The following is an 11607-nucleotide window of genomic DNA, read 5'->3' as shown; positions in this document are numbered from 1 at the left end:
ACCTGCCCCAAGGATACCCGATTCCCCGACACAATTCGAACAGTTGTTCGATGGCGTGTCGGGGAAATCGTGGAAAATTGGGTATTGCCTTTGCTCCGCTTCCCCGTTACATTGGCGAGTATGGCACGTCCGCCGCAACCGCCGCGGACGATGCGAAGTACAGGAATCACAGGAAACGGAAGAACAGTCTTGACAGCACCGAATGCCCCCGTCACCACCCCCACGACCCCGTCCTCCGAAGCCGAAGCTCCCGACACCCAAGCAAAGAGGAGGCTCGCCACCGCCGATCTCATCACGATCGGCGTGTTCTCCGCACTGTATTTCGTGATGGTGTGCGTCGCCACGCTGGTCAGCACGCTGTTCACCGGAGGCTTCGGTTCGATCTTCCTGCCCGCCATCGCGGCCCTGATCTCCGGCCCCGTGTTCATGCTGCTCGACGCTCGCCTGCGCAAGTTCGGCGGCATCACGGTGATGGGTCTGGTGATCGGCCTGTTCCTGTTCGTCTCCGGCCATTTCGCGCTCTCGTTCGTCGCGAGCATCGTCTTCCCGCTGGCCGCCGACCTCATCGCACGGGCCGGCGCATACCGCAACAAGGTGCTGCTTCTGGTCTCCTACGTCGTGTTCTCGTACGGTCTGACCGGCCCGATCCTGCCGCTGTGGTTCATGAGGGACGCGTACGTGGCGAGCCTCGAGGCGCGCGGCAAGGACGCGGCGTACATCGACGGCGTGTTCGCGAACATCAACATGGGCACGTTCGTGCTGGCGATGGTCGCGATCCTCGTGTGCGCGCTGATCGGCGGATGGTTCGGACAGCGTCTGATGAGAAAGCACTTCGTCAAGGCCGGCATCGCCTGATGGGGCTCGACCCGCGCGCGAAACTCTACTTGCTGCTGCTCGCGAACCTCATGCTGTTCTTCCACGTGGGGCTCGCCACGCAGATCGTCATGGTCGTCCTGTTCCTGACGCCGCTGGCGGCCGCGGGACGTCTGCGCATGGCCGCACGATTCGCCGTGCTGTATGCGGCTCTCACCGCACTCGGCATGCTCGACCCGGATGCGATGGGCGTCCCGCAGCTGCATGTCGTCGCGGCGCTGGCTGTTGGCGTCTCGATGATGCTGCCGTGCTTCATGACGGGCGCGTACGCGTTCACGACCACGTCGGCGAGCGCGTTCGTGTGTGCGATGCGTCGTATGCGCGTGCCGGAGACGGTGGTGATCCCGTGCGTGGTGATCATCCGCTTCTTTCCGACGATCCTGCCGGATTATCGGCGCATCCGCGAGGCGATGGCGTTGCGGGGCATCGCCTCGGGCGCGTTCGCGTGGATCCGCCATCCTGCGCAGTCGCTGGAGTACGTGGTGGTGCCGTTGCTGATGAACGCCACGACGGTGGCGCAGGATCTGTCGGTGGCGGCGCTGACGAAGGGGCTTGGACGTGAGGGCGCGCATACGTCGCGTACGGCAATCCGCATGCGCGCGGCCGATTGGATGATGATGTCGGCGGCGACGCTGCCGCTTGCTCTGGATATCGCGGGGGTGATCTGAAATGGCCGATGTCGTTTCGAGAACGGCGCTCGACGTGCGCGAGGTGTCGTTTCGCTACGATGTCGGTGACGCCGCCGATGCCGCAGAGGTGCCGGCGGATGCGTCCGCCGATGTACGACAGACCGTATCGTCGCCGGCATTGGATGATGCATCGCTGCGTCTTGCCCCGGGCGAGTGCGTGGTGCTGTGTGGCGGGAGCGGCTGCGGCAAGACGACACTGACCCGTGTGGCCAATGGGTTGATCCCCTCGTTCTTCCATGGCGTGTTCACGGGATCGTGTCTGACGTGCGGTCTCGATACGACGCAGGTGCCGATCGACCGTCTGACGCCGTTGACGGGCAGCGTGTTCCAGAATCCGAAGACGCAGTACTTCAACGCGAATTCGACCGACGAGCTGGCATTTCCATGCGAGAACATGGGCATGGAGACGGCCGAGATCAACCGGCGCGTGACGGACGTGGCCGAGCGCTTCGGCGTGACCGACCTGCTGGAGCGTGACGTGCTGCGCCTGTCCGGCGGACAGCGTCAGCGCATCGCGATGGCCGCGGCAAACATGCTCGAGCCGCGTCTGGTGGTGCTCGACGAGCCTACGAGCAATCTTGACGCGTCGGCGATCGACGACATGCGGCTTCTGGTCGCGAGGATGAAGGCCGATGGCGTGGCGGTGCTGGTCGCCGAGCATCGTCTTGCGTGGCTCAACGGCGTGGCCGACCGGTATGTGGTGTTCAAGTCCGGACGCATCGTCCGCTCGTTTGCGGCGGATGAGTTTCTGGCGCTCTCCCCCGATACGGTGGCCGGCATGGGGTTGCGCGCATTGGATCTGGAACCGTACCGGCAGCGGGTTCGCGGGCTTGTCGCATCCGAGGCGGCATCAGGTCGGGGCGCCGACGGCGCGTCCGGCGCCCCGCTGCTGCGCACGCGCGGTCTGGTCATCGGCCATGACCGTCGCCGCACGGGGCTGCGTTTCGGTCTTGCCGGCGCAGGACGCGCTAACGGACGCGATCATCGTGGCGTTCAGGACCGGAGCATGCCGTTCAGATGCGCCGTCGACGATCTGACGTTGTACCGCGGGCAGATCGTCGGGCTGATGGGGCGCAACGGGGCCGGCAAGACGACGCTGGTGCGCACGCTGACGGGGCTGATGCGCCCATTGAGTGGACAGATCGAGCTCGACGGGCGCGCGGCCAACGCGCATGCGCTGACCCGGGCGGGATTCATGGTCATGCAGGACGTCAACTATCAGCTGTTCTCCGCATCGGTGCGCGAGGAGCTCATGCTCGGCTTCGACGAGGATGACGCGGACGCCCGGGCTCGATGCGACGGGATCCTCGACGAGCTGGATCTGACGGCGTTTGCCGACCGTCACCCGATGAGCCTGTCCGGCGGTCAGAAGCAGCGCGTGGCAATCGGTTCGGCGCTCATGTGCGGCAAGGATCTCATCGTTCTCGACGAGCCGACCAGCGGTCTGGACCGGCTGCATATGGAGCAGGTCGGCAGGCTGCTGCGCCGTCTGGCGGACAGCGGGCGCACGCTGCTGGTCGTCACCCATGACGAGGAGCTGGCGGCCGGATGGTGCGACCGCATCGTCATGCTGTCCGACCCGCGATGATGACGCGCATCACGTTATGCACATCGTCGACGTGATTGTGCACATACGGGCGAGGAGGATTTGCCGTCATCGGCGCCGGCGTGGGATGGTGGTTGGCATGTCCCGCCAATGGGGGCGGGCATGCCGGTCGCAAGACCCTCGAACGGAAAGGGAATCATCATGACTGCGAGCGCCGAGAATATCCGCCGATGGTCCGAACTGTTCGGCCGCGACGTCGACCATCAGTATGTGTCCGCCGACCTGATCGGACGATCGACGGCGTTGATCGAGACGATCGGCGGACATGCGCTGGACCGGGGGTTCACCGTCCGGGAACCATGCGCACGACTGTTCGCCAAGGCGAAACAGGCCAGGTGGTCATGGCCGCACATCGTCGTGGGCACCGAGGACGGACACATGCTCTCGTTTCATCTTTCGGAGCGTTCACGTCAGGGCACCGAGGCCAAGACGCGCACGCTGGAGGATCGGCGCATGGCCGATGACGCGCCGATCTGGAAGGCGCAGCGCTCCACCCGGTTCGCACCCACAGGCGTGATGACGATCCGCGTGGACAGCGACATGGCGCACTATCGGCTCAAGACCAGCAAGGACACCGTCAACACGCCCGTGGAGACGCGTGTGCCGAACCTGTTCGACGCGCTTACCGGGGAGATGGTCAGATGCCGCGAGGTCAGGCGCAGAACGGTCGAGGAGCGCAGACGCTCGGCCGCCGCCAAACACGATTTCCGACGGGAACGGATGTATGCGGCCCTATGCGAGGACGTGTCGAGGCATGATCGTCTGCAACGGCAGCGCTCCTACCTCGACAAGGTCGAATGCTCGCTCGCACAGCGCACCTACGACGACGCCGCGGAGCAGGAGGGTATGCTGCGCGACATCGACGCGATGCGGGCCTGCATCGACGAGCAGGATCCGCTGGTCGCCGGCGATCTCACCTGGATGCGCCAACCCGAACCGAGCGAATCGGAGGTGTTCGCGTACACGCATCGCACCCCGCATCGGAACGGGAATCGTCCGAGCGGCTTCTTCGACTGAATCGACGGCCGTTGCTCCCCCGGCGGCCGCCCGGTCGTTACTCGTTACTCCTCGGCCACCAGTTCGAGGTAGGAGTCGTTCCACAGATCCTCGTCGCCGTCGGGCATGAGCAGCACGCGTTCGGGGTTCAGCGCCTCGACGGCGCCCTCATCGTGGGTGACCAGCACGATCGCGCCCTCGTACTTGGCGATCGCCTTGAGGATCTCGTCGCGCGAGGCCGGGTCGAGGTTGTTGGTCGGCTCGTCGAGCAGCAGCACGTTGGCGCGGGAGGTGACGAGCGTGGCCAGGGCGAGCCTGGTCTTCTCGCCGCCGGAGAGCACGCGCGCGGGCTTCAACGCATCGTCGCCGGAGAACAGGAACGAGCCGAGAATGGAGCGGGCCTGCGTGTCGTTGAGATCGGGGGCCACGTGCGTGAGGTTCTCCAGCACCGTGGCGTTCAGGTCGAGCGTGTCGTGCTCCTGCGCGAAATAGCCGATCTTGCAGCCGTGGCCGTACTCCACCGAGCCGGTGTCCGGCTGTTCGATGTGTGCCAGAAGGCGCAGCGTGGTGGTCTTGCCGGCGCCGTTGTAGCCGAGGATGACGACGCGCGAACCCTTGTCGATGGCGAGATTGACGCCGGCGAACACGATGTTCGACCCGTACGCCTTGGAGATGTCCTTGGCCATGATCGGCGTCCTGCCGCAGGGGGCGGGTTCGGGGAAACGAATGTCGGCGACCTTCTCGGCCTTCTGCGCCTCGGAGGTGTTCTCGAGCAGCTTCTCGGCCCGGCGCATCATGTTCTGCGCGGCGACGGCCTTCGTGGCCTTGGCGTGCAGGCGGATGCCCTGCTTCATGAGGCGTTCGGCCTTCTTCTCGGCGACCTCGCGCTCACGGCGGCGACGCTCCTCGTCGACGACACGCTGATGCAGATACGCCTTCCAGCCGAGCGAATACATGTCGATGCTGCCGGTCTGCGCGTCGAGATGCCACACCTTGTTGACGACCTCGTCGAGCAGCTCGGTCGAGTGGGAGATGACAAGGAATCCGCCCTCGTACTTTTTGAGGTATCCGCGAAGCCATTCGATCGAATCGGCGTCCAGGTGGTTGGTGGGCTCGTCGAGGATCAGCGTATCGGCATCCGAGTAGAGGATGCGCGCCAGCTCGATACGACGGCGCTGACCACCGGAGAGGGTACCAAGCTTCTGCTCCATGACGCCCTGGGGAAGCCCCAGCGACGCGGCCATGGTGACCGCCTCCGACTGGGCCGCGTAGCCGCCGGCCTTCTCGAAGTCCTGCATGGCCTTGTCATAGCGGTTCATAGCCTTGGACATGACATCCGGATCCGGATCGGTCATCTCCTTCTCCGCCTTGCGCAGTCGGTCGATGATCGTCGCGATGTCGCGGGCGCTCATCATGCGGTCGAGCGCGGTCTGCTCCGGATCGGCCGCATGCGTGTCCTGCGGCAGGTAGCCGAGCTTGCCGGAGACGCGCACCTTGCCCGACGTCGGCAGCATGTCACCGGTGATCACACGCGTCAGCGTCGTCTTGCCGGCGCCGTTGCGGCCGACCAGACCGATCTTGTCGCCCTTGGCGACATGGAAGTCGGTGGGATGCAACAACGTGCGCGCGCCGATCTGAATCTCCAGACCCTGTGCATCGATCGCCATACCCCACCTGCCGCTTTCCTTGGAATCACCATCGCGAATCACCATCGCGCCCATTGCCGTCTCGCGCATACCGCCGCATCCGGCGTTTTGCCGACTAACCACTATAACGGCAAGGCGAGAACAACACCCCACATCACCCTACACGCGAGAACCCCGCCGCCCCCATGCGGACTAGACTGGACCCGAAGGATCGAATGGTCAAGGAGGCCACACATGGACACCCGCAACGATTCGGAACGCCGCGACACCCTGCTGCACAACGCGTATGCCACCGCCGACGTGCGCGACATGGAACGACCTCTGCTCGACGACGGCGTGCCGCTGATGCGCATGGCCGCCAACGCCGCCGCACATGTGGCCGCGCGCATGCTCGACGACGCGGACGTCGACATCGAGGACGCGGCGGTCACGCTGCTGGCGGGCTCCGGCGACAACGGCGGCGACGGCCTGTTCGCGGCGGCCGCACTGGCCGACGAGGGCGCCCAGGTGACCGCGGTGGCTACCGGACGCGCACTGCATGACGCCGGTTTCACCGCATTCGTGCAGGCCGGCGGCAAGGTGCTGGTGCTGGACCCCGAGGCCGAGATTCCCGGATGCTCCTCCGGATTCACCGCGGGCGAGGCCGGCGAACGACTGCAGGCGGCCATACGGCTGGCGCGCCGCTCCCATCTGATCATCGACGCGATGACCGGCATCGGCGTCGCCGGCGATCTTCGCGGCATCCCCGCGGCGCTCGCAGCCTCACTGGGCATGAAGCCATGGAGGAACGAGACGGCGGACGACCCGCAGTCCCGGGACGATGCCGCCGAGGATGAGGACGGCTCCCCGCTGCCGGATCGTCCGGCGCTGCCGAACCGTGACGTCGATGTCGATTTCCCACTGGTGCTGGCGGTGGACACCCCCTCCGGCGTCGGCGTGGACGATGGGGCGCTGTCGGGCGCGTACATTCCGGCCGATGAGACGGTGATGTTCGGCGCGATGAAGCCATGCGCGATACTGCCGCCGGCGACGTTCGCCTGCGGGCGTATCACGCTGGTCGACTTCGGTTTCGATCTCGACGGCGTCGAACCGTCGGTAGAGGCGATGTCGCGCGATCTGGCCGCCGAGGCGATCCGTCTGCCGCGGGTCACGGACGCGAAGTACTCGCGCGGCGTGGTGGGTCTCGTCACCGGATCGTCGCGCTATCCGGGTGCCGCGGTGCTGACGGCGAGGGCCGCGGCGCGCACGAACATCGGCATGGTGCGCTATCTCGGCCCGGAACGCGCGCAGGACATGGTGCTCAACGCCCTGCCGGAGGCCGTGATCGGCAAGGGCCACGTGCAGTCGTGGGTGGTGGGCTCCGGCGTGCCGGACAATGACGGCGACCCCGAGTTGAAGGACATCCAGCGTCAGACGATCGCGGCGCTGCTCGCCTACTACGCCGTCGATGCCGCGGACTGCCGGGTGATGCCGCCGATCGTCGTCGATGCGGGCGCGCTCGATCTCATGCCCGACCGCGTCTCGCCGCAGGTGGTGATCACGCCCCATGCCGGCGAACTGGCGCGAGTGCTGGGCGTGAGCCGCGAGCAGGTGGAGCACGAGCCGCTCAGATACGCCGTCGAGGCGCATGAGCGCACCGGTGCGACGGTGCTGCTCAAGGGAGCTGCGACCATCGTCGTGGGCGAGGACGGCCATCCGATGGTTTCGGGCAGCGCCCCCGCATGGCTGGGGACGGCCGGCGCCGGCGATGTGCTCGCCGGCATCACCGGCGCGTTGCTCGCGCAGATGGATGATGATCTGGATGGTGCCTCGGATACTCCGCTCTCCTATGACGCCGCGCTCGTCGCCGATACCGCCGCGGCCGCGGCCTACCTGCACGGCATGGCAGCGGGGCTGGCCAGCGAGTCGGAACAGTACGGCTGGCAGACGCCGGAGCTGTTCGGCATGACGCGCACCGCCCGGTTCAACACGATCGGCCATCCGATCGTCGCCTCGGACGTGATCGACGCCATTCCCGATTCGATCGCCGATCTCATCGGCTAGCCCCGGCCGGATCCCGCCCCCTGCCCCTTAAGCCAAGGGCGCCTAGGCCTTGGCGCTCTGCTCAGTGGCCTCGGAGGTCTCGGGAGCATCGGAGACACCATCGGTGCCGCCGATGTCGAGACGGTAGCCCATCCCCGGTTCGGTCTTCAGATACCGGGGATGGGCGGGGTTCGGCTCGATCTTCTTGCGCAGCTGCGAGATGTACAGGCGCAGATAGCCGGTGTCCTTGACGTGCTGGGCTCCCCAGATCTCGGTGAGCAGATCCTGACGCGTGACCAGCTTGCCCGCGTTGCGCACCAGCACCTCCAGCACCTTCCATTCGGTGGGCGTGAGCCTGATGCGGGTCTGCCTGCCCGAGCCGCCGCGGAAGACGGCCTTGGCGTTGAGGTCAACGGTCACGTCACCGAAACGGGTCAGGGGCGCCGCGCTTTCGGATGCCCCCTCGAGGGCGACGCGGCGCAGCAGCGCTCGGATACGGGCCAGCAGCTCGTCGATCGACACCGGCTTGGTCACGTAGTCGTCGGCGCCCGCATCGAGCGCGGCGACCTTCTCGCGCGCATCGGTGCGGCCGGAGACGACGAGGATCGGCGCCTCGGTCCATCCGCGCACGCCCTGGATCACTCCCATACCGTCCATCCTCGGCATGCCGAGGTCGAGGACGAACAGGTCCGGATGCTCCTTGACCGCAACCGTGATGCATTCGACGCCGTCACGTGCGGTGACGATGTCGTATCCCTGCGAATGCAGGGTGATCTTCAGCGCCTTGAGGAATTGGGGGTCGTCATCGGCAACCAGAATCTTCATCATGCGTCGCTCCCTTTCCCGTGATCGGTCTGATCGGTCGTGTTATTCATGGTCTCCTCGCCGCGGTCGGCTCGCCGGGCGCCGTTCTTCGCGTCATTCGCGTCCTTTTCTGTGGCCTCGGAGCTCGAGGCCCGTTTGTCGTCATCGCGTTCCTTCTCCCCGCCTCGCATGATGCCGTAGGTGATGAACCGGTCGAGCCCGCGCTCGTCCGAATTGCCCTTGCCAGGCAGCGGCAGGATCACGTCCGAGACCGCTCCGGACACCTTGAGCGTATCCTGCTCGAGGATGTCCGACGGGTCCGGACGCTCGTTCTTCGGGATCAGCTGGCCGACGCGAAGCACGCGGTCGGCGGCGCGCAGGGTGATGACGATGGTCAGTCCGCCTCCCGGAGTGTCCTCCGGAGTGATGGAGCCGCCCATCGATTCGACGAAGCCCTTGGACAGCGCCATGCCGAGGCCGAGGCCCGTGCTGTTGTCCGTGTCCCCGAGACGGTGGAACGGCAGGAAGATGTCGTTCTTGCGGTCGTCCGGTACGCCCGGCCCCTGATCGGCGACGCGGATCTCGACCACGCCGTTGAACGCGGAGGCGGCGATGCGCACCCGCTTGTTCTTCGGGGTGAAGCGCAGCGCGTTGACCACCACGTTCGACAGTGCGCGCCGCAGCAGCGGCGGATCGGCGACCACCAACGGCAGATCGGGGGCGATGTCGAGGTCCACGGTCCACGGACCGATGCCCAGCTCGTCGAACAGGGGGATGATCTCCTCCCCCACGTCGGTGGCGACGAGCGACAACGGCAGCGCACCCTCGCGGATGCGCGAGACGTCCAGCAGGTCGGTGACGAGCTTGGTCAGCTGGTTCAGACCATTGGAGGCGACGGAGAGCAGTTCGGCGCGATCGCGTTCGTCCATCGTGTCGCCCATGCGCTGCAGGCCGGAGACGGCGGCCGTGGCGGAGGCCAGCGGCCTGCGCAGGTCGTGGCTGACGGCGTTGAGCAGACCCGTGCGGATCTTCTCGGCCTGTGCGAGCGGGCCGATCTCCTGCGCCTTGCGTTCGAGATCGTTGTGTTCGATGACGGTCTCGATCTGGGAGAGGATGGCCATGAGTATGCGCTGGTCGGAGGCCTCCACCGACCTGCCGTAGAGCTTGAGGGCCGGACCGTGGTCGTCATGGGCGATGGTCTCCGGCTCCTCGACGGCGATGGAGTCGCGGGAGCCCACGCTCTCCTTGCCGTCCTTGTCGGACAGCGTGCCCGGCTCGCCGTCGGAGATGATGACGTGTCCGTCCTGAACGACGCGCACGCAGCTGAAGCCGAACGCCTCACGCGTACGATGCACGATGGCCTCGAGCGGATTGTCGCTGCGCAGCACGGAGCCCGCCACGGAAGCCAGGATCTCCGATTCGGCGCTGGCGCGCTGCGCCTGACGCGTATGGGAGTCGGCGCGGTCGACCACAGCAGAGACGATGAGGCCTACCACGACGTACAGGATGATGGTGACCACGTCCGAGGCGCGCATCACATGGAGTGTGCCTATGGGCTCCGTATAGAGGAAGTCGAGCACCAGTCCACTGAGCACGGCCGAGACGGTCGCGGGGATGAATCCGCCGATGACCGCCGAGATCACGACGAGCAGCTGCAGGATGAGCGCGTCACGCTGCGCGAAGTCGACCGAGCTGAAGTTCGCGAGCACCCATGCGGCGATCGGCACGGATAGTACGGAGAACGCGAGACCTGCGACCGTCCGCCCGAGGGCGATCGGCGACTGGTGCCTCGAGGGCATGCGCAGACCCGCCAGGCCTCGGTTCGCGAATGTGTGCGTGACGATGTGGACGTCGATGTCGCCGGATTTCGCGATGATCCCGTTGGGGGTCGAGGGACGGCCGAACCACCGTGCGAGGAAGCCGCGCCGGGAGACGCCGACGATCACCTGCGTGGCGTTGTTGGCGCGCGCGTAATCGAGCAGGGCGTCGGCGATGTCCTCGCCAACGATCTGATGATAGGTGCCGCCGAGCTTCTCGACGAGCTCGCGCTGCTTGATCAGCAGAGCGGGGTTGGATCCGGCGAGACCGTCCTCGGGAGTGACGTGCACGGCGATCAGGTCGCCGCCGCCGGATGCACGGGCGACTCGCGCGCCACGGCGCAGCAGCTGCTCGCCCTCGGGACCGCCGGACAGGGCGACGATGACGCGTTCTCGGGTCTCCCACTTGGCGCGGATGTGGTGCTCAGTGCGATACGTATTGAGCGTCTCGTCGACGCGGCCGGCGAGCCACAGCAACGCGAGCTCGCGCAACGCGGTGAGGTTGCCCACACGGAAGTAGTTGCTCAGCGCGGCGTCGACGCGGTCCGGCTTGTAGACGAGACCCGCGGAGAGACGCTCGCGCAGGCCCTCGGGCGGCAGGTCGACGAGCTTGACCTGCGAGGCGGAGCGCAGCACCTTGTCGGGTACGGTCTCCTTCTGCGTGCTGCCGGTGATCTCACGGACGACGTCGTTGAGCGATTCGATGTGCTGGACGTTGATCGTGGTGATGACGTCGATGCCGGCGTCGAGCAGGTCCTCGACGTCCTGCCAGCGCTTCTCGTGGACGGATCCGGGGACGTTGGTGTGGGCGAGCTCGTCGACGAGCGCGACCTGCGGGTGACGTTCGATGATCTTGAACAGGTCCATCTCGTCGAGCCACATGCCGCGATAGCGCACATGCCTGCGTGGCACCATCTCGAGTCCGTAGGCCGCCTCGGCGGTGTTCTTGCGGCCGTGCGTCTCCAGCAGTGCGATGACGACGTCCTTGCCCTCGTCCTTGAGACGATGCCCCTCCTTGAGCATCGCGAACGTCTTGCCGACGCCCGGCGCGGCGCCGAGCAGCACCGTGAACGTTCCTCGCGCCTCTGCCATATGCGTTTCCCGCCTTCCCCTTGTCCCGTTGCCTTCGACTATACGTTATAAAACACCTTCAG

8 protein-coding genes are annotated in these 11607 nt (G+C 66.3%); 5 read left to right on the top strand and 3 right to left on the bottom strand.

The window, feature by feature from the left end:
- The first annotated feature begins 189 nt into the window (after positions 1-189).
- From BW11_RS03550 to BW11_RS03535, 4 genes are all read left to right on the top strand, one after another.
- A complete protein-coding gene (locus tag BW11_RS03550) occupies positions 190-855 on the top strand; it encodes an MptD family putative ECF transporter S component (protein WP_258184526.1) in 666 nt (221 codons plus the stop codon).
- Complete coding sequence (locus BW11_RS03545) at positions 855-1541, top strand: energy-coupling factor transporter transmembrane component T (RefSeq protein ID WP_140444697.1); 687 nt, start codon at positions 855-857, stop codon at positions 1539-1541. The genes BW11_RS03550 and BW11_RS03545 overlap by 1 nt, the downstream gene beginning before the upstream one ends.
- 1 nt (position 1542) lies before the next feature.
- A complete protein-coding gene (locus BW11_RS03540) occupies positions 1543-3150 on the top strand; it encodes an ABC transporter ATP-binding protein (RefSeq protein ID WP_140444696.1) in 1608 nt (535 codons plus the stop codon).
- Between the two features lie 159 nt (positions 3151-3309).
- Entirely contained in the window at positions 3310-4185 is an 876-nt protein-coding gene (locus BW11_RS03535; protein ID WP_107044685.1) for a hypothetical protein, read from the top strand.
- Between the two features lie 44 nt (positions 4186-4229).
- On the opposite strand, the gene BW11_RS03530 is transcribed toward BW11_RS03535, so the two are convergent.
- Complete coding sequence (locus tag BW11_RS03530) at positions 4230-5831, bottom strand: ABC-F family ATP-binding cassette domain-containing protein (protein ID WP_107044684.1); 1602 nt, start codon at positions 5829-5831, stop codon at positions 4230-4232.
- A 213-nt stretch (positions 5832-6044) separates the two neighbouring features.
- Here BW11_RS03530 and BW11_RS03525 point away from each other — a divergent pair, with 213 nt between their 5' ends.
- On the top strand, positions 6045-7853 hold the full coding sequence (locus BW11_RS03525) for a bifunctional ADP-dependent NAD(P)H-hydrate dehydratase/NAD(P)H-hydrate epimerase (RefSeq protein WP_140444695.1): 1809 nt from the start codon (positions 6045-6047) through the stop codon (positions 7851-7853).
- 42 nt (positions 7854-7895) lie between these two features.
- Here BW11_RS03525 and BW11_RS03520 read toward each other — a convergent pair whose 3' ends face one another.
- Both BW11_RS03520 and BW11_RS03515 read right to left on the bottom strand, forming a co-directional pair.
- Positions 7896-8660, bottom strand: coding sequence for a response regulator transcription factor (locus BW11_RS03520; RefSeq protein WP_181162479.1), 765 nt, complete (start codon positions 8658-8660; stop codon positions 7896-7898).
- A complete protein-coding gene (locus tag BW11_RS03515; protein ID WP_140444694.1) occupies positions 8657-11545 on the bottom strand; it encodes an ATP-binding protein in 2889 nt (962 codons plus the stop codon). Before BW11_RS03515 ends, BW11_RS03520 begins: the two co-directional genes overlap by 4 nt.
- Positions 11546-11607 lie beyond the last annotated feature (62 nt).

Origin of the sequence: Bifidobacterium sp. UTCIF-38, from assembly GCF_006454495.1 — a bacterium.
Classification (GTDB): Bacteria; Actinomycetota; Actinomycetes; order Actinomycetales; family Bifidobacteriaceae; genus Bifidobacterium; species Bifidobacterium callitrichos.
Note: the sequence above shows the minus strand (reverse complement) of the source record. Positions and strands in the feature narration are given on the sequence as shown.

Bases quoted from the DNA above. Each gene is read 5' to 3' on its own strand.
- BW11_RS03545 (WP_140444697.1), top strand. From the start codon at position 855: ATGGGGCTCGACCCGCGCGCGAAACTCTACTTGCTGCTGCTCGCGAAC.
- BW11_RS03540 (WP_140444696.1), top strand. From the start codon at position 1,543: ATGGCCGATGTCGTTTCGAGAACGGCGCTCGACGTGCGCGAGGTGTCG.
- BW11_RS03535 (WP_107044685.1), top strand. From the start codon at position 3,310: ATGACTGCGAGCGCCGAGAATATCCGCCGATGGTCCGAACTGTTCGGC.
- BW11_RS03515 (WP_140444694.1), bottom strand. From the start codon at position 11,545: ATGGCAGAGGCGCGAGGAACGTTCACGGTGCTGCTCGGCGCCGCGCCG.
- BW11_RS03530 (WP_107044684.1), bottom strand. From the start codon at position 5,831: ATGGCGATCGATGCACAGGGTCTGGAGATTCAGATCGGCGCGCGCACG.
- BW11_RS03520 (WP_181162479.1), bottom strand. From the start codon at position 8,660: ATGATGAAGATTCTGGTTGCCGATGACGACCCCCAATTCCTCAAGGCG.
- BW11_RS03525 (WP_140444695.1), top strand. From the start codon at position 6,045: ATGGACACCCGCAACGATTCGGAACGCCGCGACACCCTGCTGCACAAC.